Here is a 24,665-nt window from a genome sequence, read left to right on the forward strand (position 1 = left end):
CAAGGGGTGTATATGCTGGGGAGGCGTCTGAGGGGCAGGTCTGCCCTCAGAGCGCCAGGACGAGGGTTCGTGCGAGTCGGCCCCGCGTCAAGGACGAGCCCCGCCTGCGGCGTGGTCGCGGGCAGGCCCGCGATCCTTGACCCGGGCCCGAATCGCCAGGGGGTATCGCCGGGGTGTCCGGCGGTTACGGGTCAGGCGGGCGCGCCGGCGATGTAGGTTTTCGCGATGGCGCGGTCGTCGCCGAGCATGATGGTGGCGAAAAGCGCTTCCCAAATGTCGCTGGCGCGCCCCATGCGCTGGGCGATCACCGGGGTCGAGGCGAGGTCGAGCGTGATCATGTCCGCCATCTGTCCCGGCGCGAGGCGGCCGATGTCATGCTCGAGCCGCAGGACCTCGGCGCTGCCGGCGGTGGCGAGCCAGACCAGTTCCGCCGGGTGCAGCGCGGTGCCGCGAAGTTGCGACACCTCGTAGGCGGTCGCCATGGTGCGCAGCATGGAGAAGCTGGAGCCGCCGCCCACGTCCGTGGCCAGCCCCGTGGAGATGCCCAGGGATTGCGCGCGCTTCATGTCGAACAGGCCCGAGCCGATGAAGGTATTCGAGGTGGGGCAATGCGCGATGCCGCTGCCGCTGTCCTTCAGCGCGTCCCATTCCCGGTCCGACAGGTGGATCGTGTGGCCCATCACCGCCCCCGGCCCGGTCAGCCCGTGGGACTCGTAGACGTCGAGGTAGTCGCGCGATTCCGGATACAGCTCCTGCACCCAGGCGATTTCCTCGTGCTGTTCGGAAAGGTGGGTCTGCATCGCGCAATCGGGGTGTTCGGCGAACAGCGCCCCGGCGGCGGCCAGTTGCGACGGCGTCGAGGTGGGCGCGAAACGCGGGGTGATCGCGTAGGTAAGCCGCCCCTTGCCGTGCCAGCGCTCGATCAGCGCCTTGCTGTCGTCATAGGCCGACTGCGCCGTGTCACGCAGCCCCTCTGGCGCGTTGCGGTCCATCATCACCTTGCCCGCGACCATTGCCATGCCGCGCCTTTCGGCCGCAGACATCAGCGCGTCCACGCTTTCGGGGTGGATGGTACAGTAGCACGCCGCCGTGGTGATCCCGTTGGAGAGGTTGAGGTCGAGGTACGTCTCGGCCACGGCGGTGGCGTAGGCCGGATCGGCGAAGCGCATTTCCTCGGGGAAGGTATAGGTGTTCAGCCAGTCGATCAGCCGTTTGCCCCAACTCGCGATGATCGCGGTCTGGGAATAATGGGCATGCGCGTCGATGAAACCGGGCAGGATCAGGTGATCGCCGTGGTCGATGCGCGCCGCCTCGGGGTGGGCCGCTTTCAGTGCCGCCGCGGGGCCCACGGCCTGGATCCGCCCGTCTTCGACCAGCACGGCGCCGTCCGCCTCGTGCCGGGCGGCGGCGAAACCGTCGTGGAACGGGTTGCCGTCAAAGCTGAGGGTCTGGCCTAGGTGAAGTGTCTGTTGCATCGCTGTCATCGTTCTATATCCCTAGGGCGCAATAAGCGGGGGGCGTTCTGCGCCTTTACCGGGTCTTATGACCCGCCGCGGCGTCCAGGGAAAGGGAGAGCTGATGTCCGATACGGGAACCGGTCCGGAGGAGCGTTTCGAAAGCGACCCGGAGCGGGAGGACGCCTATGAGCTGAACGCCGCCCTTGTCGAGGCGATCCTCGCCGCCGTGGAGGCGGGCGACAAGGACCGCCTGGTGGAACTGCTGGAGCGGTTGCACGGGGCCGACCTAGCCGACCTTCTGGAGCAGATCAGCGCGAATGAGCGCGAAGCGCTGATCCGGGTCTGGGGCGACAGGTTCGACGGCTCGTTCCTCTACGAACTCGAGGAGGGGGTGCGCGACCAGATCCTGGAGCTGATCGACGACGACCTTCTGGCCAGCGCCGTGTCCGAGATGGAGACCGACGACGTCGTCTACCTGATCGAGGACATGGAAGAGGCGCAAAAGAGCCAGATCCTCGAAAGCCTGGACGATGCGGACCGGGTCGCCGTCGAAGCCAGCCTCCAGTACGAGGAAGACACCGCCGGCCGCCTGATGAGCCGCGAGATGGTGACCGCCCCGCCGCATTGGACCGTGGGCGAGGCCATCGACTACATGCGCGCGCATGAGGACCTGCCAGAGGATTTCTACAAGGTGATCCTGGTGGACGCGCGCCACCACGTCGTTGGCACCGTGCCGCTGGGCACCATCATGGCCCACCGGCGCGAGGTGAAGCTGCTGGATATCGCCGACACCGACCCCAAACTGATCCCGGTGGACCAGAAGGAAGAGGACGTCGCCTATGCCTTCAACCAGTATCACCTGATCTCTGCCCCGGTGGTGGACGGCGACGGGCGGCTTGTCGGCGTCATCACCATCGACGACGCGATGGAGATCCTGGAGGACGAGGCCGAGGAGGACATGAAGCGCCTCGCCGGCCTTGGAGACGAGGAACTGAGCGACAGCGTCTGGGACACGGCGCGCGCGCGTTTCCCTTGGCTGGCGGTGAACCTGGCGACGGCGATCCTGGCGAGCGTGGTGATTGGCCTGTTCGAGGCGACGATCCAGGCCATCGTGGCGCTGGCGGTGCTAATGCCGATCATTGCCTCAATGGGGGGGAACGCGGCGACGCAGACGCTGACCGTGGCGGTGCGCGCTCTGGCGACCCGCGACATCACCCGGGCCAACGCCATGCGCATCATCCGGCGCGAGGCGCTGGTGGGGCTTGGCAACGGCATCGCTTTCGCGGTGGTGATCGGCATCGTGGGCGTGATCTGGTTCGGCTCGCCCATGCTGGGGGTGGTGCTGGCGGTGGCGATGGTGGTGAACCTGCTGGTGGCGGGGCTGGCGGGCATCCTGATCCCGATTGCACTGGAAAAGGCCGGGGCGGATCCCGCGCTTGCCTCGGGCACCTTCGTGACCACGGTGACGGACGTGGTGGGCTTCTTCGTCTTCCTCGGGCTGGCAGGGCTGCTGTTGGTTTGAGCCTGCCCAAGGGGCGCGGGGTTGACCTTGGCCCCGCCGCCCCGTCATGTGGAATCGAGTGAAAGAGGAGCGCCGCCCCGTGACACGCCTGCCCGAAAGCATCGACGCCACCGAAGCCCTGCTCGCCGGATCGGGCTATGTTTCGTCCCGGGGCCTGTCCACGGTAGTGTTCCTGGCGCTGAAGCTTGGCCGGCCCCTGTTCCTTGAGGGCGAGGCCGGCGTCGGCAAGACCGAGATCGCCAAGACCCTGGCCGCCGCACTGGGCCGACGGCTGATCCGGTTGCAGTGCTATGAGGGGCTGGACGCGTCCTCGGCCGTTTACGAGTGGAATTTCGCAGCACAGATGGTGGCGATCCGCACCGCCGAGGCGGTGGAGGGCACCGACCGCGAGACGCTGACGGACGAGGTCTTTTCCGACCGTTTCCTGATCCGCCGTCCCCTGCTTGAGGCGATGAGCCCGCAGGATGGTGGTGCGCCCGTGCTGCTGATCGACGAGCTGGACCGCACCGACGAGCCCTTCGAGGCGTTCCTGCTGGAGGCGCTGAGCGATTTCCAGGTGACGATCCCCGAGCTTGGCACGATCCGCGCGCCGGAGCCGCCGATCGTGATCCTGACCTCCAACCGCACGCGGGAGGTGCATGACGCGCTGAAGCGGCGCTGCCTGTATCACTGGGTCGACTACCCCGGTTTCGAGCGGGAGATGCAGATCGTGCAGTCCCGCGCCCCCGAGGCGCGGGAAGAGTTGAGCCGGCAGGTCGTGGCTTTCGTGCAGCGGCTGCGCAAGGAGGACCTGTTCAAGAAGCCGGGCGTGGCGGAAACCATCGACTGGGCGAAATGCCTGGTCGCGCTGGACACGGTGGAGATGAGCCCGGCGGTAATCGCGGACACGCTGGGCGCGTTGCTGAAATACCAGGACGATATCGCGAAACTGCAGGGCTCGGAAATCAAGCGGTTGCTGGGCGATGCGAACGCCGCGCTGGAGCCGGTATGAGCGCGCCCCTGGCGCGCGCCCCCGGGGCACGGCCCCACCCGCCCGCCCGCCGCGCCCCGGGGGCGGGGATGGGTGGGCCGGAGTTGCGCCTGTGGCGGCTTCGCGGATTTGCTGGGGAGGCGCTTGAGGGGGCGATCCGCCCCTCAAGGCGCCAGTGCAAGGGTTGGTCGGGATTCGGACGCGTCAAGGACATGCCCCGGCGAGGCCGGGGTCGCCTGCGGCGATCCTTGACCCGTCCGAATCCCTGAGGGGGCCGGGAATGGCGGACGCAGCAGACTTGCCGGTGCCCGAGGATGGGCGGCTGGCCGAGAACATCACCCATTTCGCCCGCGCCCTGCGCCGCGCGGGCCTGCCCGTCGGGCCGGGGCGCGTGGTGGATGCGATCCGCGCGGTGGAGGTGGCCGGCTTCACCCGCAAGCGCGACTTCTACGCCACGCTGGAGGCGTGTTTCTGCTCCCGCCCCGAGCATCGTGAGGTCTTTGCCCAGATCTTTCGCCTGTACTGGCGCGACCCGCAGTTCCTGGAGCACATGATGGCGCTGCTCTCGCCCATGGTGCGCGGCGCGAACCCGCCCCCCGCCCCCCGCGCGGCGGAACGGCGCGCCGCCGAGGCGTTGCTGGACCAGGAGGTGCCAGAGCGCCCCGAAGCGCCGGAGGTTCAGGAAGAGGAGGTCGAGTTCGACGCCAGCCTGTCCTTTTCGCTGGAAGAGCGGCTGCGCCAGACCGATTTCGAGCAGATGACCGCAGAGGAGGCGGCGCAGGCCCGGCGTGCCATCGCGCGGCTGTCCCTGCCGGTGAAGCCCATCGCGACCCGCCGCACGCGGGCCTCGGCGCGGGGGCAGGTGGCGGACTGGCGCGGCACGATGCGCGCCGCGCTGCGCTCGGGCGGGGATGTGCGCATGTTGCAGCGGCGTGCGCGGCGGGTGCGGTATCCGAACCTGGTGGCGATCTGCGATATCTCGGGCTCGATGTCGGCCTACAGCCGGATGCTGCTGCATTTCCTGCATGCCGCCGCGAACGCCAAGGGCGCGGGCTGGGCGAAGGTGCATGCCTTCACCTTCGGCACGCGGCTGACCAACATCACCCGGCATTTGCAGGCGCGCGACGTGGATGCCGCGCTGGCCGCCGCCGGGGCGGAGGCGCAGGACTGGGAGGGGGGCACGCGGATCGGGGCCTGCCTGCACGCGTTCAACCGCGACTGGTCGCGCCGGGTGCTGGGGCAGGGCGCGGTCGTCCTGCTGATCACCGACGGGCTGGACCGCGAGGACCCCGCCCTGCTGGAGGCGGAGGCCGAGCGGATGCACCTGTCCGCGAAAAAGCTGATCTGGATCAACCCCTTGCTGCGCTGGGACGGGTTTCAGCCGAAGGCGCGCGGCGTGCGCGCGCTGCTGCCCCATTGCGACAGTTTCCGCGCCGGGCATTCCGTCGCCTCGCTGGAGGCGCTGTCGGCGGCGCTGACCAAGGCTGACGATGCGGGCGAAAAGGCGCGGCTGATGCGGATGCTGGCGACCTGAGCCCCCCTTTCGCCGCCCCCGCCCGCACCTTATGTCTTAACCCAGCACAGAGCGGAGGGGACCATGGCGCAGGCGATCCAACATGATGCGGTGCCCGAGGCGGCGCTGGAGCAGCTGCGGCGCGGCGCGCCGGTGGCGCTGGCCAGCGTGATCGAGACTTGGGGCTCCGCCCCGCGCCCCACCGGCGCGATGCTGGCGATCGGCGCGGTGGGCGAGATGACGGGCTCCGTCTCCGGCGGCTGCGTCGAGGGGGCGGTGGTGGCCGAGGCGCTTGACGCGCTGGAAGACGGCACGCCCCGCCTGCTGGAGTTCGGCGTCAGCGATGACGAGGCGTTCGCCGTCGGCTTGGCCTGTGGCGGGCGCATCCGGGTGATGGTGGAGCCGGTGGGCGTCGGCCAGGGCCCGGACGAGGCGCTGCTGGAGGCGCTGGTCGCGGCCCGCGCGGCGCGTGAGCCGGTGATCTACGCCGTGAACCCCACCACATGGGAACGCCGCTTGATCCACAAGGGCGCGGCGGACCCGCTGAGCGAGGCGGCGGCGGCGCGGTTCCATTCCGACAAGTCGGGGTTCGAGGGGGACTGGTTCCTGTCCGTCCACAATCCGCCCCTGCGCATGGTGATCGTCGGTGCGGTGCATATCGCCCAGCCGCTCGTACAGATGGCGCGGCTGAGCGGCTATGATCCGGTGCTGGTCGACCCGCGCGAGGCGTTCGGCTCCGCCGCGCGTTTCCCGGGCGAGCGGATCCTGCACGACTGGCCGGACGAGGCGCTGGCTGAGATCGGCCTTGACGCGCGCACCGCCGTTGTGACGCTGACCCATGACCCGAAGCTGGACGATCCGGCGATCCGCGCCGCGCTGGACAGCGAGGTGTTCTACCTCGGCTGTCTCGGCTCGACGCGCACCCATGCGAAACGGGTTGCCCGGATGCAGGAGGCGGGCGTTCCCGACGCGACGCTGAAGCGCATCCACGCGCCCGTTGGGCTGGACATCGGCGCGGCCACCCCGGCTGAGATTGCGCTCTCGATCATGGGCCAGATCACCGAGCGCCTGCGCCGCCCGGAGTCGCGCCCATGATCTTCGGCGCGGTGCCCCTGGACCAGGCGGAGGGGGGCATTCTGGCCCATTCCCTGACCCTGAAAGGCGGGCGCTTGCGCAAGGGTACGCGGCTGGACCAAGCCGCGCTCGAACTGCTCGCGGCGGAGGGGCATGAAGAGGTGACCGTTGCGCGGCTTGAGGATGGCGACCTTGACGAGGATCGCGCCGCCGCGCGCATCGCCGCCGCGCTGGCGGGCCGCGCGGAGCACCTGCACGTGACCGAGCCCTTCACCGGCCGTGTCAATCTGGAAGCAACGCGCCCCGGTGTCATCACGCTCGACCGGGGGCTGGTCGATGCGCTGAACGCCATCGATCCGGGGATCACGTTGGCCACGGTGCCCGCCTTTGCGCGGGTGGCGGAAACGAGCCTGGTCGCCACGGTGAAGATCATTCCCTACGCGGTGCCAGAAGCGGCCGTGGCGCGGGCCGAGGCGCTGTTGGGCAACGCGGGGACCATCGCCCTGCACCCCCTTACCCTGCGTGAGGCGGAACTGATCCTGACCCGCACCCCCGGTTTCGCGCAGAAACTGCTCGACAAGGGCCGGCGCACGGTGGAGGCGCGGCTGAACGGGCTTGGCGTGGCGCTGAGCGGGGTGCGCACGGTGGATCACACGACGGAGGCGGTGGGCGCTGCGCTGAAGGATAGTTCCGCGCCGCTGGTGCTGGTGCTTGGTGCCTCGGCCACCTCGGACGCGGCGGATGTCTGCCCGGCAGGGCTGGTCGCCGCGGGCGGGCGGCTGGAGCGGTTTGGCATGCCGGTCGATCCGGGCAACCTGCTGTTCCTGGGCGACGTGGACGGGCGCGCGGTGCTTGGCTTGCCGGGGTGTGCACGCTCGCCCGCGCTGAACGGCGCGGACTGGGTGCTGGAGCGGCTGGTGGCGCGTGTTCCGGTAACCTCGGGCGATATCGCGGCGATGGGCGTCGGCGGGTTGCTGAAGGAAATTCCGGTGCGCCCGCAGCCCCGCGCCGTGCGCCCCTTGCCCGAGGGGCCCGCGCCGGTGGACATCATCCTGCTGGCCGCCGGCTCCGCACGGCGCATGGGCGGCGCGGACAAGCTGCTTGAGCCGGTAGACGGGGCGCCCCTGCTGCGCCTTGCGGCGGAACAGGCGGTGGCCTCGGGGGCGCGGCGCGTGCTGGTGATGCTGCCCCCTGACGCCTCGGAACGCGCGGCGGCGCTGCGGGGCGTAGACGTGGACCTGGTCGAGGTGCCGGACGCAGCCGAGGGCATGGCCGCCAGCCTGCGCCGGGGCGTGGCGGGCCTTGCCCCGGATACCGGCGCGGTGATCGTCGCGCTGGCCGACATGCCCGAGGTGACGGCGCACGCCTATGACGCCCTGATAAGCACCTGGCGCGACGACTCCGGGGCCGAGATCTGCCGGGCCACCTCAGGTCAGGGCGCGCCGGGCCACCCGGTTCTGTTCGGGCGGCGGTTCTTTGAAAGCCTGCGGGAGCTGAAAGGGGATCGCGGCGCGCGCGACATCCTGCGCGAGGGCGAGAGTTACCTGCGCGACGTCGTCCTGCCCGGCGAGGCGGCGGTTTGCGACCTGGACACGCCGGAAGCCTGGGCCGCGTTTCGCGCGCGCACCGGGCGTTAGCGCCTATTCCGGTATCACCAGAAGCGTGTCCCGCCCGCCCTTGCGCAGGCGGATCGCGTCCGAACTGATCGCCGAGACGCTGAAGCCGCCGACGCTGTCGCCTGGCGCGACCTTCACGAAACTTCCGTTGGTCAGGCGCAGCAACGCATGGCGGTTGCCCGATTTGCCATAAACCCCGATCAGGGCGATCTGGCGCATCGGCAGGGCGTTCTCGATCGTCGCCGCGCGCGCGACCGAGGCAGAGGTCGGCAGCGGCGGCGCAGAGCGGCGCGCCGTGCTGGTGCCTTCCGGTTCCGGCGTGCGCGCGGGCGTGTCGCTGGGCGCGGCAAGGCTGGCGACGCGCGGTCCGGCCAGCGCGGCGGGGCGCTTCCTGGGCGCGTTGGAGCGGCTCAGCGCATTTTCCGAGGGTTGCAGCATCGCCAGGCGCTCTTCCTCGGCGGCGAGGCGGTCGCGTTCCGCGCGCTCCATCGCATCGGGGCGCGGGCGGGGCGGCGCGCGGCGCGTGAGCGCGTTCTCCGAGGGGCTGAGGTCTGCCTCTCCGGCCTCGTCGATGAGGGCGGCGATGACGCTGGTTTCCCCGGCGTCCACGGTTTCGGGCGCAGAGTCCGGGGCCGTGTCGTCACGGGGGCGCAGGGGTGGCATCACGTCGGGCCGCGCGGCGATCACGCGTACGTCGGGGGTGTCATCGCCGTCTTCGCCGGTATCCGTGTTTTGCCCTGCGTCCCCGGCTTGACCGTCTTCGGGCGCGATCCCGGCCTCGGGCTCGGCCTCAGTTTCCGGGCGTATGGGGGGCATGATGTCGGGGCGCGCGGCGATGACGCGCACTTCGGTTTCCGCCGCGCCGGCTTCGGCGGTTGCCGTGGGGCTCTCGGCCCCTTCGCCGGGTTGTTGTTCTTCGGCCTCGGCCAGCGGCGGGGTCTCCGGCTGCGGCTCACCCTCCGCGCGGGGGCGCAGGGGGGGAACCAGCGCGGGGCGCGCGGCGACAATCTTCAGCCGGGCGGGGGGCTGGTCGGGCAGGTCGGCCGCGCCACGGGTGGCAAGTTCGGGGGCTTGCGGCGTTGCGCCGTCGGGCGCGCCGCTCAGGGTGCCCGGCGTGTCCGGCGGGCCGGCGCTGGCCGTCGGGGTGATGAAGGTCAGGTCGAGGTCCGGGGCCAGCGGCGCCGGCCCTTCGGGGCGGCTGCGTACGGCGGCAAGGTCCGGCGCGGGTACAGGCGCGGCAGCGGCGCTGGAGGCGAGCAGCATGGGCAGCGCCGCGAAGGCGGGCGTGGCGCTGGAGCGCGTCACCTCGGGGGCGGGGGCGAAACCGGCCGGGCTGGGCGGCAGCAGCACTGCCGTTTGCACTGGCGCGCCAAGCGCCTCGGGCAGGCCGCCGCTGGCCAGCAGGGGCGCGCCGGGGATCGCGCCGCGCACCGGGGCAGTGTCCGCCCGCGCGGCGCCGGGGTCGGTGGAGGTTTCGAGCGGCGGCATCAGCACCGCGATCTCGGCCTGCGCGGAGGCGGGTGGCGCGGGGCGATCGGGCGCGGCGAAGACCGGCTCAGCAACCTGGGTAGCGCGCGGAGCGTCGGGGCCGCTGCGCACCAGGATCGGGCTGCGCGCGGGCTCAAAGCCCATGGGCAGCGCATTGCCGAGGTCCGGCGCGATACTGGTCTGGCGCACCTGGTCGGTGACGCTGATCGCGGTGTCCTGCCCGTCGCGGGTGACCATGCCCGTCACGAAGGCCGCGCCGAGCAGCAGGGCGGCGGCCGCGGCCGCCGCCAGCACGCGGGGCCGGGGCAGGGCCGCCGGTTTTGCCGCCGCTTCCGCGATGAACACGGGCGCATGATCCAAGCCCGCGGGTGGCTCGGCGGTGGTCAGCGCGTGCACGTGGAACCCGTGGGGCGCAACGAAGGCGATCGCTTCCTCCATCACCGTGCGGGGCAGGCCCGCGGCGATGAACAGCGGCCCGGCCTGGCGCGGCGGCCCTTCGAGCAGGACGCCCGCCAGCCCGTCGGGCGCGGCATCGGCGAAGGCCTGTTCGATCATCGCGGGCACCGGCGGCACGCCGCCGGTTTCGATGGCGCGGATGGCGATCTGCCCTTCCGGCAGCCAGAGTTCCACCGCCAGCGGCTCGGGCCCCGCGCCCGCGGCGGTGCGCAAGGCGGCCATGCTGGTGCCGACGCTGCCCAGTTGCAACGGCTCGCGGGCGATTTCCGACCAGCCACCATCCGTCCGGCTGAGCAGCGCCGCGCCCTCGCGCGACAGGTCGAGCGCGAATCCGGGGTGGTCTGCGGCGGGGCTGAGGGTGTCTGTCATGTACTGGCGGTCCGCTTTGGTCCGGCGCCGGTCAGCGGCGCGGGATCTTTCCCAAACATAGTATCCGGACCGCCCGGACGCCATAGGGATTGCGCAGGAAAGGGGGCGGCGGCAGGCCTCCGCCCCCTTGTCGCGGGATCGTGCCGCCGCCTCAGGCGGTTGCGGCGCTGAGCGCCTGGTCGAGGTCGCGGATCAGGTCCTCGGGATCCTCGATTCCGATCGACAGGCGCACCACGTTCGGGGCCGCTCCCGCCGCTTCCTGCTGCTCGGGCGTCAGCTGGCGGTGGGTGGTCGAGGCGGAGTGGATGATCAGCGAGCGGGTATCCCCGAGGTTCGCGACGTGGCTGAAGATCTCGACACTGTCGACCAGCTTCACGCAAGCCTCGTAGCCGCCCTTCACCGCGAAGGTGAACAGCGCGCCCGCACCGCGCGGATAGGCTTTCGCCACCCGCTCTGCATAGGGTGAGGAGGGCAGCCCCGCATAGGTCACGAAATCGACGCGCGGGTCGTTTTCCAGCCAGGTCGCGATCTTCTGGGCGTTTTCGACGTGGCGCTGCATGCGCAGGCTCAGCGTCTCGATCCCGAGCAGCGTCTGGAACGCGGACTGCGGCGCCATGGTCATGCCAAGGTCACGCAGGCCGATGGCGATGCTGTGGAAGGTGAAGGCCATCGGGCCGAAGGTCTCGTGGAACTTCAGGCCGTGATAGGCAGGCTCCGGCTCGGTCATGGAGGGGTGCTTGCCCGCCGCCGTCCAGTCGAAATTGCCGGAGTCCACCACGACGCCCCCGGTGACGGTGCCGTTGCCGGTCAGGTACTTGGTGGTCGAATGCACGACGAGATGCGCGCCCTGCTCGATCGGGCGGCAGAGGTAGGGCGTGGCGGAGGTGTTGTCCACGATCAGCGGCACCTGCAGCTTGTTGGCCACCGCGGCCACCGCGGCGATGTCGGCCACGTGCCCGCCGGGGTTGGCGATGCTTTCGCAGAAGATGGCCTTGGTGTTCTCGTCGGCGGCCGCCTCGATCGCGGCGGTGTCGTCGATGTCCACGAAGGTGGCCGACCAGCCGAAACGCTTGATGGTCTGGCTGAACTGGGTGACGGTGCCGCCGTACAGGCGGTTCGAGGTGATGATGTTGTCGCCCGGACGCATCAGCGGGAACAGCGACATGATCTGCGCTGCATGCCCGGACGAGCAGCCGACTGCGCCGACGCCGCCCTCAAGCGTCGCCACCCGCTCCTGGAGCACGGCGACGGTGGGGTTGGTCAGGCGGGAATAGATGTAGCCCACTTCCTGCAGGTTGAAGAGCGCCGCGGCATGCTCGGCATCGCGGAACACGTAGGACGTGGTTTGGTAGATCGGCGTCTGACGCGCCCCGGTGGTCGGGTCGGGCTGGGATCCGGCGTGGATCTGCAAGGTGTCGAAGCCGTAGGATTTTGTGTCGCTCATGGGAAGTCCCCCCGTTTTTTTCCTGATCGCGCGCACAGTATGCGTGGGGTTTGCCAAGGGCAACGGGCTGGATGGGTGGAAAGGCGGGAATTCAGCGCGCGCCGGGCATTGAAGGATGCCCATTCGCGCGGCGGCGCGATGGCGGGGAAATCTGTCCCCGGACGGGGGACTCAGCGCGGCAGGCGGGCGCTTATGCGGCCGGTGTTGAAGCCGGCTTTGCGCAACTCTCCGTGCAGGCGCTGGTGCTCGAGCTTGGGGCAACGGTCCATCACCACGTCCACGCCCTTTTCTTCGGCGCGTTTCGCGGCTTCGGTATCGATCACGCCGATCTGCATCCAGATGGTCTGCAATCCGCGCGGCAACAGCACGGTGAGCGCCTCGTCCACCACGGCGCCGGCGTGCTCGGCGCGGCGGAAGATGTCGACCATGTGAATCGGCCCCTCGGACGCGGGGATGGCCGACAGGCTTTCGACGATGGGCGCGCCGAACATCGTTTTGCCTACGTGCCCCGGGTTGACCGGGATCACCCGGTAGCCGCGCGTGGACAGATAGCGCGCCACGTAGTTCGAGGGGCGCACCGGGTTCGGCGACACGCCTACGAGCGCAATTGTCCTTGTACGCCCAAGGATGGTGCGCAGATGGGTGTCGGAATAGTTCGGTGCCTCGCTCATTGGGCGATCCTAGTGCGATATCGGGCGATTTTGCACTGGGTTTTCTGACGCATGTGCGGCCCTGGACCGGATTTGCCCCGAAGGGCGACAAAAAAACCCGGGCCGATGGCCCGGGTCGAGGTATGGAACGAGGGACAAAAAGCCGAGTGCGTCGTTACCATCTCGCACTCGCTGACATAGGATTTAGGGTCCGATTGCCCTGTTGCAAGCCGCCGGGGGGCCGGATCGCTCACTGATCACGCAAATGTTCCCAGTTCTCGTTTCCAAGGGCGATATTGCCGCGAATGTCCTTGGCCCAGAGGTTCTGGTCGGGAATCGAGTAGTGCAGGTAAATGCGGTCGTCGATCATAACCCAGACCGTCGGGTCCGAGCGGCGCTTGAACCCTTTCGCGATGCCTTGGGCGTCATAGCCGCCGAAGGCTGGGGTGTATTTCTCGGGGTTTGCCTCGAACAGCGCGCGGTGTTCTTCGCTGACGAACCACCAGAGCCCGTCGTCTGTTTCCAGCTCGTTCTCGATAGACCCGCGCCGCGCCTCCTGGTTTTCGTGGTAGGTGACGGGGTCATAGCCGGCGATGGCGATGCCCATGCCGTTCAGGAACACCGGTTCCTGGAAACCGAGCGCCGGAGCGGCGGCAAGAAGGCCGATCAGCGCCAGCGCGTGGCGGCGGGTAGGAAGGGTCATTGGATTGCCCGTTCGTTGTGACTGCTCGGAGGCGAGCATAGCGCATCGGCGGGGCGGATTCAGTCGAAAATATCCTCGACCTCGTCCAGGATGTCCTCGAACAGGTCGGCAAAGCGTTTGAGGGGGCTGCGCCGCTTGCCCTGGGGCTTGTGCTGGCGCGGGGCGGGCCGGTGCGGCGCGGGGCGTTGTGGTGAGCGGGCCTTCGGCTTTGCGGCGGTCGACACGGGCAGCGCCTTCATCGTGTGTAGCCGCGCGCCGCAGGCCGAGCAGGCCAGTTCATGCTGCACCTTGCCCGCCAGGCGCAGCACGGTCCGGGTTCCACAATAGCAGCACGTGGCGATTTTCGTCAGGTCCGGCATTGCGCCTCGGCCAGGTTGCGGGGGTGGCGGCGCTATCGCCGACGGGCAGCATATAGGGCGACGGCGGCGGCGTTCGAGACGTTGAGCGAGCCGAAATCGGCGGCGGCGGGGATCCGCGCAAGCCGGTCGCAGTTCTTGGTGGTCAACTCGCGCATCCCCGGCCCCTCGGCCCCGAGCACCAGCGCTACGGGGATGCCGCCGGTATCGGCAAGGGCGGCGTCCAGGTCCTGTTCCGCCGTGCCGTCCAGCCCGACGATCATGTAGCCCATCTGGTGCAGCGCCCCCATGGCGTTGGCAAGGTTCGGCACCCGCAAATAGGGCTGGCGTTCCAACGCGCCGGAGGCGGTTTTCGCCAGCGCCCCGGTTTCCGGCGCGGAGTGGCGGTGCGGCGCGATCACCGCGCGCGCGCCAAATACCTCGGCCGAGCGCAGGATCGCGCCGATGTTGTGCGGGTCGGTGACGCGGTCCAGCAGCAACACGCGCGCGGCCTGATCCCCCGGCGCGCAAACCTCGGAGACGGAGCCCCAGTCCAGCGGCGACACTTCGAGCGCGGCGCCCTGGTGCACCGACTGCGGATCGATCGGCGCGGAAAATTTGCGCGGGTCCACCACCTCGGGCGTGATCCCGGCTGCGGCGATCGCGTCCTCCAGCCGGTTCTGGGCGTTCAGGGTGACAATCAGGCGGTGCCGCTCACGGGCGGGGTTCAGCAGCGCGTCCCGCACGGCGTGGATGCCGAACAGCCATACGCGCTCAGGCCCGCGGGGGCCGCGGGCGCGTTCCTTGTCGACGACCCATGTGGGTTTCTTCTGTCTGGACGGTGCCATGATGCTTCCCTGTAGCGCAGAGCGCCGCGAATTGGCATGATAAAGATTAAAGTACAAGGGATTCCGCGTATGATCCGTCACGCCCGGCTATCTGATTTGCAGCAGATCCGCTATCTGGCGCAAACTCAGTTCGCCCCTTATGCGAACCGCGTCAGCGGCCCGAGGGAGCCGATGTCAGCGGACTATCGGGATATGGTCGATGCCGAACATATCTCCGTTTACGTCGTGGAAAACGCGGTCCGGGGATTCGTGTGCTACTGGATCGACGGCCCGGATGTGCATGTCGAGGCGCTGGCCCTTGCGGCCCGCGCGCGGCGCAAGGGTGCGGGTCGGATGCTGCTGGATCACGTGGACCGGCAGGGACTGCGCGCCCATTGCCGGCGGCTGATCTTTCATTCCAACGCACAGAACTTCGAGAACCTGGCCTATTTCCGTGGCAAGGGATTGCAGGAAACCGACCGGCGCATCGACAACGGCTACGAGCGGATCGTGATGGAGCGCTACCTGCGCTGAGGCTGGGGCGGCTTTGGGGGGCGTCCGCTGCTTCAGGGCTCCAGCCGCACCAGCACAGCGCTGGTCCGGCCCGGGCCGGGGTAGGGGACCTGTTCGCCTGTCATGGGTTTGCCGTCGCGCGAGATGCGCACGGTCCCGTGGCCGACACGCTCGGGGTCCTCGATGGTGATGTCGAGGCAGCCGTTCGCGCCCGACAGGCGCACCCGCGCGCCGCCCCATTTCCTTGGCAGGCAGGGCGCGATGTGCACGGCGCCGGGCCGTGGCGAGATGCCGAGGATTCCCGAAAGCCCAAGCTGAAAGGCCCAGCCGGCGGAGCCGGTGTACCACGACCAGCCGCCGCGCCCGGTCTGCTCGCCGACGCCGGACACGTCGCCGGGCAGCACATAGGGCTCGCGCCGGTAATGCGTGGCGTCGGGCAGGCTGGCGCTGCGCCGGATCGGGTTGATGAGGTCGAACACCCGCCACGCGCGCTCGCCATCCCCAAGGGCGGCGTGGGCCGCCCCGAGCCAGGCGGCGGCGTGGGTGTACTGGCCGCCGTTTTCCCGGATGCCGGGGGGGTAGGCGTGGATATAGCCCGGATCGCGGTCCGTCTTGTCGAAGGGCGGTGTCAGCAGCCGGATCAGCCGCGCCTTCGGATCGACCAGCTCCGCCTCGGCCGCGTTCAGCGCGGCACGCGCGCGCGCGTCCGCGGGCAGGCCGGACAACACGGACCAGGCCTGCGCGATCAGGTCGATGCGGCATTCCTCGTTGCGCGAGGCGCCCCAAGGCTGCCCGTCGTCATCGAAGGCGCGGAGGTACCATTCCCCGTCCCACGCCTGATCCGAAAGTGCTTGTTCCAGCTTGCGGGCGTGGGTTTCCCAGCGCTCGGCGTCGTCGGGGCGGCCCGCGTCCCGCGCCAGCGGGGCGAACAGGCCCACGGTGGCGATCTGGAACCACGCCAGCCAGACGCTTTCGCCGCTGCCCGCGTCGCCCACGCGATCCATCCCGTCATTCCAGTCGCCCGTGCCGATCAGCGGCAGCCCATGTGCGCCCGTCACCATCATCAGGTCCAGCGCCCGGGCGCAGTGGTCATAGAGGCTGCCCGTCGCGCCTGTGTCGAACAGCGCGTAGCGGTCGTGCTCCTCGGGGCGCAGCTCGGGGGCGCTCAGGAACGGGATCGGCGTGTCAAGGACGCCGGTGTTGCCGGTCGCCTCGACATAGCGCGCCGTCACGTAGGCCAGCCAGAGGTAGTCGTCCGAGCAGCGGGTGCGCACGCCCCGCCCGGCGGGGGGGTGCCACCAGTGCAGCACGTCGCCCGCCTCGAACTGGTGGTGGGCGGCTTCCAGGATGTGCTGGCGCGCACGCCCCGGATCGCCCGGCAGAAGGGCGAGCACGTCCTGCAACTGGTCGCGGAACCCGTAGGCGCCCCCGGCCTGGTAGAAACCGGCGCGCGCCATGATCCGGCAGGCCCGGTTCTGGTAGGGCAGCCAGCGGTTCAGCATCAAATCGAACGCCGGATCGGGGGTTTTGACGGACACGGCGCCCAGTATCCGTGCCCAGTGCGCGCGCAGGGCGCTTAGGGCGTGTTCGGCGGCGTCGCGCTCCTTCCAGGGGGCGACAGCGGGGGCGAGGGCGTCGATACCCTCGACCTCGCCCAGGGCGAAGACCACCTCGGCGGTGTCGTCAACCGACAGGTCGAGGTGAACCTGGTAAGCGGCGCAGGCGTCGCCCCCGTCCGCGAAGCGCCCGCCAAGGTCCCAGCGGCGCAAGCCCTCGGGCGCGCTGACGCTTCCATTGCGCCCGAGGAAGTCGTGCCGGTCCCCGGTAACGCTGTGCGGGCTGAGCGTCGCGGTCAGAAACGCGACCCGCCCCGCGAATTCCGGGTTCCAGGCGTTCTGCGCGATGATCGTCTCAAGCCCCGGATCGTAGTCGGCGCGCGTATGCGGGCGCGCCACGCTGCCAAGCGCGCCCAGCAGCCATTCGGCATAGTAGGTCGCAGAAATCCGCCGCGCCTGTCCCGAGCGGTTCGCAAGCCTCAGGCGCACCAGCTTGACCGGCTCATCGACGGGCACGAAGACCTGCAGCGTCTGTTCCAGCCCGTGGCTGTTCTGCCGCCATTCCGTCACCCCCGCACCATGGCGGACCAGGCAGGCGGCGCTTTGCCCCATCGGTGCGGGCGTCGTGGTCCAGAGGTCGGCATTGGCCTCATCCCTGAGGTAGAGCGCCTCGCCGGGGGTGTCCGTCACGGGATCGTTGGACCAGGGGGTCAGGCGATGCTCGCCGCTGTTGAGCGCCCAGGTGGTGCCGAAGCCCGCCTCGCTGACCAGGCATCCGAAACTCTCGTTCGCAAGGATGTTGCACCAGGGCGCGGGGGTGCGCCGGCCGGGGGGCAGGTGGATCAGGTAATCGCCGGTGTCGGGGTCGAACCCGCCGAGTTCATTGTCGAACAGAAGGGTGTGCGGGCGTTCCACCGCCGCCACAGGCGCGTATTCGGGCGCGGGGCCCGGCACGAAGGGGGGCGACTGGTTCGCCCGTTGCAGGACCCGGTCCAGCATGTCGCGCAGGGGCCTGTCCTCGTCCTCCAGCACGACATGGGCCGCCGCCTCGACGCCGCGGCGCAACTGCGGCGTCATCTGGTCCCCGGCGAGCAGGTGGACCCCGCCGCGCATCCCGAGCAGGGCGGTGGCGTTGGTGTCGCCCAGGATCGACAGGACCTTTTCGCGCAAGGGCTCTTCGTAGCTGGTGGCCGCATCGCGCAGGATGACCAGGTCCGCGCGCAAGCCCGCCTGGCGCCACAGGCGGTGGCCGCGCAGCAGCACGTCGAGCAGTGGCGACTCGTCCCGCCCGGACAGCTTGAGGACCAGGATCGGAAAATCGCCCGAGATGCCGAACCGCCACAGGTCCGGCTGGCTGCCCCCTTCTACGCTGTCCTCGGGTGGCGGGGTGCGGAAGGTCCGGTTCACATGGACGAGCAGCGACGACAGGAGTTGCAGTGCAGGCAGCTGCGCGGGGTCGAGCCCGAGGCGCTGGACCGCGCGGCGCGCCTCGAACTGCGATTCCCGGAACGTCCGCGCGATGGTGCCGGCGGGATAGCGGCGCGCCACGCGCACCACCTCGCCCCGCGACGGGCCGGCGATGGTGAGGAAGAAGATCTCGCGCGGTTCCATTGGCTTCAGGCGCACCCGCAGTTGCAGCGCGATCACCGGGTCCAGCGTCCAGCCCGCGGTTTCGCTCAGCCCGTCGTGCAGGCCCTCGGGGGAGTCGGCGCCGCGATTGCGGCCAAGAAAGGCGTGCCGGTCGGTTTCCCACGACCGGATCGCCGCGTCGGGGCGGTCGGTGACCAGCTTGTGCAGCAGGACGGGGGGCCGCGTTTCGGGCCGGCGCGGGCGGCGGGTGAACAGAAGCGCGTTTTCGTCCTCCAGGAAGGTGCTGTGCACGAACAGCTTGCTGAAGGCGGGGTGCCGCTCATCGTCGAGAGGCGGCGCGAGGACCACCTCGGCGTAGTTGGTCAGGTCCAGCGTCCTGTCCTCGTCCCCCTCGTTCACAAGGGTGACGCGCCGGATTTCCACGTCGTCGAAGGGGGCGATGGTGACATCCATGCGCGCGACGATCCCGTCGTGGCGGCGCAGTAGTTCGACCATATGCTGGTGAAAGACGCATTTCACTTCAGACGTGCCGTCGTCGCTGTCGACCCGGCCCATCGGTGCGGCACCGAGCGACCACAAGTCGCCGCTTTGCACATCCCGAAGGTACATCCACATGCCATGCGTCGGGCAGGTGGGGTCGGGCCACCAGCGGGTCAGGGCGGTTTCCTTCCAGCTGATCCCGCCGCCGCCGCTTTCGGTCATCAGCGTGGACATGCTGCCGTTGCCGAGGACGTGCACCTGCGGCACGATGAAATCCGCCGAGGGCACCCAGGGCTGGATTTCGGGGGCGGGGTGCGGCTCTGGCGGAAGCTCCCAGGATTCGTCCGCACGGCCCCGTTCCAGTGGGATGTCCCAGGGCACACGCTCCTGCAACAGAAGCTCCATCGCCTGCACCGGCTTTTCGCGCAGGAAGCGGCGCACCATGATGTCGTCGAGCAGGGCGTTGGCGACGGCGGTCTGAAGCATCCCCTGGTGGTGTGCCATGTAGGTCGTGACCGGCACGAAATCCCGGCCGGGCGGGGCGCGGTCGGGGGTGAAGTCCAGCGCCTCGATGAAGCCGTAGCTGGTCAGCGCGCCAAGCGCGTCGAGCTTTTGCAGGTTGCGCACCGCTGAATCCGGCCAGCCGCAAAGCGCCAGCGCCGAGCCGTAGGGCGCGACGACCAGGTCCTCGGTCAGGCCCCGGCGGATGCCGAGGCCGGGCACGCCGAAGGCGCGGTACTGGAAGATCCCGTCCGCGTCCGTCGTGCCAAAAGCGGATTCCGAGATCCCCCATGGCACGCCCCGCGCGCGGGCGTACTCACGCTGAAAATCCACCGCCGTCAGCTCGCTTTCGCCGAGCAGCGTGTCGCGGTAGCTAGGCAGGAAAAGCGGCGGCATCAGGTATTCGAACATCGACCCGTTCCAGGACAGGATCGACGGCTTGCCCTGAAGCCGGGTGATCGGCCGGGTGAAGGCGAACCAGTGCTCGATGGGCGCGTCGTGCTTGGCGATGGCGAAATAGCTGGCCAGGCGCGCCTCGGTCGCGAGCAGGTCGTAGTGGCTGGGGTCCATCTGGCCGAGGCTCTGGTTGTAGCCGATGGAAAACAGCCGCACGCCGGGATCGAAGAGGAAGGCGAAGTCCATGCCGTAGGCCATCTTCCCGGCGGTGTCGGCCAGCTTTTCCAGCGCGTCGCGCAGCTCTTCCTGGCGGGTGAGCCCGTCATGCGCCGCCTGCTGCAACTGGCTGAGCCAGCGTTTTTCCTCTGGCCCGGGGGCGGGGTGGGCCGCTTTCCACGCATCGATCGCGGCGGGCACGTCCGGGGTGTCGGTTGTCTGGATCGCCTCGGCAATTGCACCTGCGACGACGCTGGCCTCGGGCGGGGCGTCGGCGATTACATGCAGCCAGGGCATGTAGGTGTCGATATCGCGCAGGATCGCGTGCAGGTCGTGATGATAGCGGTCCAGCCAGGTGGTGATCTCGCCGACCTCCTTGTCGGCGGGGTCGTCGAGAGCGGCGATGGTGTCATGGGCGCGGGTCTCCAGCTCCTGCCAGAGCGGGCCGCCGAGCGCGGAAAGGCTGTCGATCCAGTTGAGCGAGGATGCCCTGGCCCGGTCGATCTCGGCGCGGATCGCCTGCTCCGTCCCTGTGAGCGGGCTGTCCTTGTGCCCGGGAACCTGCCGCAGGGCGATCAGCAGCAGGTCAAGCGTGGTGGAAAGGCAGCCGAAGCACCCGCGCCCGATCGCGGGCTGCGCGGCCAGCTCAAGGCAGCCCTGTTTCAGCGTGACCAGCGAGACCGCGAGGTTGCCGCTGTCCACGGTCGAGACGTACTGCGGTTCCAGCGGCGTCAGCGTCTGGGTGTCGTACCAGTTCAGGATATGGCCGCGATAGCTTTTCAGCCGGCCAAGGGTGTCCAGCGTGTTGCGGCAGCGCGCCAGCAGGTCGGTGGTGGTGATGAAGCCCAGGTCACGCGCCGCCAAGGCCGAGACGAGGAACATCCCGATATTGGTGGGGGACGTGCGGTGGGCCACCTCCTCGCGGTGGCCGAACTGGTAGTTGTCGGGCGGCAGCCAGTTGTCGTCCGGGCCGACGAAAATTTCAAAGAAATGCCAGGTACGCCGCGCCACCAGCTTGAGGAAGGCGCGCTGCGCCGCGTCCAGGGTTTCGCTGCGGAAATACCGCGGCCGCGCGCTCCAGGTCGAGATTTCGGGCGCGATCAGCCACAGGAACAGCACCGGGGCGGCGGGCCAGAACCGGGACAGGTCGAAGAACACGAGGTAGAGCGCCAGCATCAGCGCAAGCGCCGAAGACGGCCACATCAGCCGCCAGGACGCGCCGCGGATGCCCTGTCCTTCCGCCTGCGCGGCAGCATGCGCGGCCGAGGTCCATTCCAGCCGCTTCTGGCCGCTGACGAACATCCGCCAGAGCGTGCGCAGGATCGCGTCGAGCGCGATCAGCGTGTCGCTGACCAGGAAGACGATGGACAGGAACCAGCGCCCGCCCGTCGCCCGGATCTTGTGCACCGCATTGCCGAGCGCGCCGCGCCGGATGCCGCCGGTGGCGATGGCGAACAGCTCTCCGATCAGGTAGCTGCCGGGCGCGGCCAGGGCGAGGACGGTCCACACGATGGCACTGCCCGGCAGCGCCAGCCACGCCCCGAGGAAGAACAGCAGAAGTGCGGGCGGCATCAGGCTGCGGCGCAGGTTGTCGAGCATCTTCCAGCGGTCCAGCGGGGACAGGGGCGTGCGCGCCCGCCCGTTATCGCCCCCCAGCACCCGCCGTCCGAGCCACGGGGCGAGTTGCCAGTCGCCGCGCATCCAGCGGTGCTGGCGCATGGCGAACTCGGGGTAGGTGGCGGGCAGGTCCTCGTAGAGCACGATGTTGCTGGCCAGCCCGGCGCGCCCGTGCAGCCCCTCGAACAGGTCGTGGCTGAGGATGTGGTTCTCGGGGATCCGCCCGGCCATGCAGCGCTGCATGGCGGAGATGTCGTAGATCCCCTTGCCGACGTAGATGCCGGTGCCGAACAGGTCCTGGTAGACGTCCGAAACCGCCCGGCTGTAGATGTCGACAGCCGTGTCCCCGCCATAGAGATGGGCGAAATGCGTGCCCTTGCCGAGTTTCGGCAGGATCTCGATCCGGGGCTGCACGATGGCGTGCCCCTGTGTGACCAACCCGCTTTCCGGGTCGATCACCGGCTGGTTCAGCGGATGCGCGATGATCCCCACGAGCCGCGCGGCCGAGCCGGGGGGCATCTGCGTATCGGCGTCCAGCGTGATCGCGTAGCGGATCCGCCCGAGGTCGCCGACCGGCCCCACCATCAAATCGAAGGCGTCGCTTTCCCCGTCAAGGACGGCGCGGTTGAACTGCTCCAGCTTGCCGCGCTTGCGTTCCCAGGCCATCCAGACGCCTTCGCAGGGATTGTAGCGGCGCGCGCGATGCAGCAGCAGGAAGGGCCCGTCGCCGCCTTCGGCATGGCGTCGGTTCAGCGCCTCGATCCTGGTGCGCAGGGCGGCCCGGATCCGTGTGTCGCCGGGCATATGCTCGGCTGTGGCGTCTGCGGGGTCGGACAGGATCACGAAGCGCAGCGCCGGGTCGCGGTTGGCGAGGTAGAGCATCTCCAGCTTCTCGGTGACCCTTGTCGCCTCTTCCTCGGTTGCGATGATCACCGGCAGGACGATGGCGGCGGCGTGTTCGGGGGAGATCGCCTCGGAGAAGTCGAGTTCGGGCAGCACCCTCGGGCGGCTGAGCCGGGTGATCAGCCAGTGGCCGACCCAGACGCTGGGCACGGTCGCGGGCAGCAGCGTCAGCGCGATCCCGGCGGCCCATTGCAGCGGCGTCGCACCCAGCATCCAGAGGTAGGTGACCGACACAGCGATCGCCGCCAGGACAAGCGTCGACAGCCCGGCGGCGTAAAGCCAGCCGCGATACCGCCCGAGGAGGCGTTGCAAGGCCAGCAGCGGCGGTACACGGGCCCCAAGCGCGCTTTCCAGCCGGGGCAGCCCCGCCCCGATGAGCCAGTAGCCGACATGGGCGCTAGCGCCGGCGGGATCCTCGTTTCGCGACAGGTCCACCGCCTTCGCGGCGATGTCGGGTTCCGTGGCGGCGCAGCGCTGCGCCAGCCTCTCCACCGCCTTGCGGTAGCGGTCGCGGGTGTTGAAGGTCATCGCCGCGTAGACGCCGGCGGGATCGTGCTTCAGCGCCGCTTCGATGCAACTGCTCCGGTCCACGAAATCCGCCCATTTGATCCCGTCGATGGCGATCAGGTTGGTGATCGACCCGGCGATCTGTTCGGTGACGTCGGGCCTTTCGGGGGCGGGATTTTCCGTGCTCAGCGTCACCGGAGGCAGCAGAGCGGCGTCGAGCTGCCCGACCGCCTGTATCAGGCGCTCCAACGCGACGAGGCGCAGCAGCAGGGGCAGCGCCCAAAGTTCCGCGTTGGTCAGGGGGGCCTGGCGCTGGTAGTCCGCGACAAGGCGGGTCAGGGCTGACAGGGTTATCTGCGGCTGAAGCAAGTCGTACAGAACCTGCGCCAGCGCGAAGGCGCGGGGCCTGCGCGCGCCTTTCGGCCCGGCCAGTGCGGGCAGCTGGGCATAGAAGGGGCGCGGCAGCCCCTCGACCAGGCGGCGCAGGGCGCGCCTGATCTGGTAGTCGTTGTCCAGGATCCAATCCGCCGACCGCTCGCTGCTGGCGGGGGGATCGGCGCACCAGGCCCGCACATCCTCGAACCAGTCGCCGAGGGCGGGCAGCGCGCGGTAGATGTCCAGCAGGTCCGGCGGATGCGGGTCGAGCTCATGGTCGAGCGCCGCGCTTGCCAGGCGATCCGGGGCGTCAGGGGATGTGCCCGGCGCGTCGTCCATCAGTCAGTGCCGACCGGTTGCCTCACCCCGGTTGACGCGACACCGCGGTAGGCATGCGAACCCGGCCGCCCTCGGCGGTGGCGCACCATCAGAACCGGGATTTCCGAGCGGTCGAGGATATGGCGGGCGACGTCGCCGGCCGGCACATCGCCGTGGCCGCTTTGGCCATGGGTCGCCATCACCAGCACATCCACGGATTCCTGCGCGACGATATCGATCAGCGACCGGCGCGGATCTGTGCCGCCGGCGATCTTGATCGCGACCTTCAGCCCGCTCTGCGCCAGGCTGTTCCTGATCCGCGTCAGGTGGGCCTTGCCGCCCTGCTCGTTGCGCTCCATGACCAGGCTGTGCAGGCGCTCGGCTTCCTGGTCCCTGACGCCGAACTCGGTCACGCCGGGTTCGGGCGGGACATAGCACAAGAGCAACTCGGCATTCTCGGCGCTGGCCAGCATCGTCGCCGTGGGCAGGGCCGCCTCTGCCCGGGCGGAGCCGTCCAGCGGGACCAGGATCCGGTGATAGCGGTTGTCGCTCGGCAGGGGGGCGTCCTCGGGGATCATCAGGATCGCGGCACTGCGTGAGCGCAGGACGCCGCAGGCGGTCTTGCTCAACTGCCAGTCCGGGGTATGGCGCGGCCTGAACGCCGCCGCGATGTCGTCCTGGCGGTCGTCCATCGTGGCGAGGATCTGGCCGATGCAATGACCCTCGAGTAGGCGGACCTCGCTTTTCACGGCGGTGTCCTTGTCCGAGAAGCTGCGCGCCAGCTTGCCGAGCCATGTCAGGGATTTCTGCTTCCGGATATCCCAGTCCACCGGATCGACCGGCCCGTTGCCGTCCGACGGCCGCGCCAGGACATGCACCAGCACGACCTTGCCGTCGAAGGCGGCGGCGATCTTGGCGGCGTGGCGGATAGCCTGCGACTCCTTCTGCTGCTCGTCCACGAAGACCAGCACGTCGCAGGGACCGGGCGGCGGGCTTGCACCGGCGCGCGCGCGCTGTTGCTTCGGCTCAAGCGGTTTCGTGTTCATGAGGCGTGATCTCCCATCGGGGTGGCGCTTCAGCGCGAGAGTGCGGATCGCAACGCATCGACCGCACTGGCTTCCGACCTGTCCCCGGGCGGCCTGAGGACTGTGACTCTGGCGCCAGTCTGGACCAGAATCCGACCGGCCGGTTGAGGCAGATCAATCGGTGCAGGGCCCCAGCCAGCCCCGGACAGGCCCCGAACCGGCCCGGCCGGTGCAATCGACCTGT

The 24,665-nt window shown here is 69.5% G+C and carries 15 protein-coding genes; 6 read left to right on the top strand and 9 right to left on the bottom strand.

Translation table 11 applies throughout. The features are described 5' to 3' along the window. Positions 1-191 precede the first annotated feature (191 nt). A complete protein-coding gene (gene guaD, locus DJ029_RS09775; protein WP_112322247.1) occupies positions 192-1,475 on the bottom strand; it encodes a guanine deaminase in 1,284 nt (427 codons plus the stop codon). Positions 1,476-1,578: 103 nt separating this feature from the next. Between guaD and mgtE the strand changes: the two genes are divergently transcribed. From mgtE to DJ029_RS22475, 5 genes are all read left to right on the top strand, one after another. Next, positions 1,579-2,979: a magnesium transporter gene (gene mgtE / locus DJ029_RS09780; protein WP_112322248.1), complete on the top strand. Its 1,401-nt coding sequence runs from the start codon at positions 1,579-1,581 to the stop codon at positions 2,977-2,979. A 79-nt stretch (positions 2,980-3,058) separates the two neighbouring features. Then, on the top strand, positions 3,059-3,970 hold the full coding sequence (locus DJ029_RS09785) for an AAA family ATPase (RefSeq protein WP_232823034.1): 912 nt from the start codon (positions 3,059-3,061) through the stop codon (positions 3,968-3,970). A gap of 259 nt (positions 3,971-4,229) precedes the next feature. Then, a complete protein-coding gene (locus tag DJ029_RS09790; protein ID WP_112322250.1) occupies positions 4,230-5,483 on the top strand; it encodes a vWA domain-containing protein in 1,254 nt (417 codons plus the stop codon). Between the two features lie 63 nt (positions 5,484-5,546). After that, complete coding sequence (locus DJ029_RS09795; protein WP_112322251.1) at positions 5,547-6,557, top strand: XdhC family protein; 1,011 nt, start codon at positions 5,547-5,549, stop codon at positions 6,555-6,557. Continuing rightward, positions 6,554-8,173: an NTP transferase domain-containing protein gene (locus DJ029_RS22475; RefSeq protein WP_112322252.1), complete on the top strand. Its 1,620-nt coding sequence runs from the start codon at positions 6,554-6,556 to the stop codon at positions 8,171-8,173. The genes DJ029_RS09795 and DJ029_RS22475 overlap by 4 nt, the downstream gene beginning before the upstream one ends. 3 nt (positions 8,174-8,176) lie before the next feature. Here DJ029_RS22475 and DJ029_RS09805 read toward each other — a convergent pair whose 3' ends face one another. The 6 genes from DJ029_RS09805 to rlmB all read right to left on the bottom strand — a co-directional run bounded on the left by DJ029_RS09805 (position 8,177) and on the right by rlmB (position 14,445). Continuing rightward, positions 8,177-10,465 (bottom strand): flagellar biosynthesis protein FlhF, encoded by a 2,289-nt coding sequence (locus DJ029_RS09805; RefSeq protein WP_112322253.1) that lies wholly within the window; start codon positions 10,463-10,465, stop codon positions 8,177-8,179. Between the two features lie 151 nt (positions 10,466-10,616). Further along, a complete protein-coding gene (locus DJ029_RS09810) occupies positions 10,617-11,909 on the bottom strand; it encodes an O-acetylhomoserine aminocarboxypropyltransferase/cysteine synthase family protein (protein WP_112322254.1) in 1,293 nt (430 codons plus the stop codon). 170 nt (positions 11,910-12,079) lie between these two features. Further along, entirely contained in the window at positions 12,080-12,580 is a 501-nt protein-coding gene (locus DJ029_RS09815; protein ID WP_112322255.1) for a CoA-binding protein, read from the bottom strand. Positions 12,581-12,809: 229 nt separating this feature from the next. After that, positions 12,810-13,262: a YHS domain-containing (seleno)protein gene (locus DJ029_RS09820; protein ID WP_112322256.1), complete on the bottom strand. Its 453-nt coding sequence runs from the start codon at positions 13,260-13,262 to the stop codon at positions 12,810-12,812. A 59-nt stretch (positions 13,263-13,321) separates the two neighbouring features. Then, complete coding sequence (locus DJ029_RS09825; RefSeq protein WP_232823035.1) at positions 13,322-13,570, bottom strand: hypothetical protein; 249 nt, start codon at positions 13,568-13,570, stop codon at positions 13,322-13,324. Positions 13,571-13,653: 83 nt separating this feature from the next. After that, complete coding sequence (gene rlmB / locus DJ029_RS09830) at positions 13,654-14,445, bottom strand: 23S rRNA (guanosine(2251)-2'-O)-methyltransferase RlmB (RefSeq protein WP_112322258.1); 792 nt, start codon at positions 14,443-14,445, stop codon at positions 13,654-13,656. A 69-nt stretch (positions 14,446-14,514) separates the two neighbouring features. Between rlmB and DJ029_RS09835 the strand changes: the two genes are divergently transcribed. Next, positions 14,515-14,958 carry a GNAT family N-acetyltransferase gene (locus DJ029_RS09835; RefSeq protein ID WP_157966336.1) on the top strand — a complete coding sequence of 148 codons (444 nt, stop codon included), beginning with the start codon at positions 14,515-14,517 and terminating at the stop codon, positions 14,956-14,958. Positions 14,959-14,990: 32 nt separating this feature from the next. On the opposite strand, the gene DJ029_RS09840 is transcribed toward DJ029_RS09835, so the two are convergent. Next, positions 14,991-23,417: a glycoside hydrolase family 94 protein gene (locus tag DJ029_RS09840; protein WP_112322260.1), complete on the bottom strand. Its 8,427-nt coding sequence runs from the start codon at positions 23,415-23,417 to the stop codon at positions 14,991-14,993. Then, positions 23,417-24,442 (bottom strand): universal stress protein, encoded by a 1,026-nt coding sequence (locus DJ029_RS09845; RefSeq protein WP_112322261.1) that lies wholly within the window; start codon positions 24,440-24,442, stop codon positions 23,417-23,419. Before DJ029_RS09845 ends, DJ029_RS09840 begins: the two co-directional genes overlap by 1 nt. Between the last annotated feature and the right edge of the window lie 223 nt (positions 24,443-24,665).

It is taken from the genome of Oceanibium sediminis, assembly GCF_003265325.1.
Lineage (GTDB): Bacteria > Pseudomonadota > Alphaproteobacteria > Rhodobacterales > Rhodobacteraceae > Halovulum > Halovulum sediminis.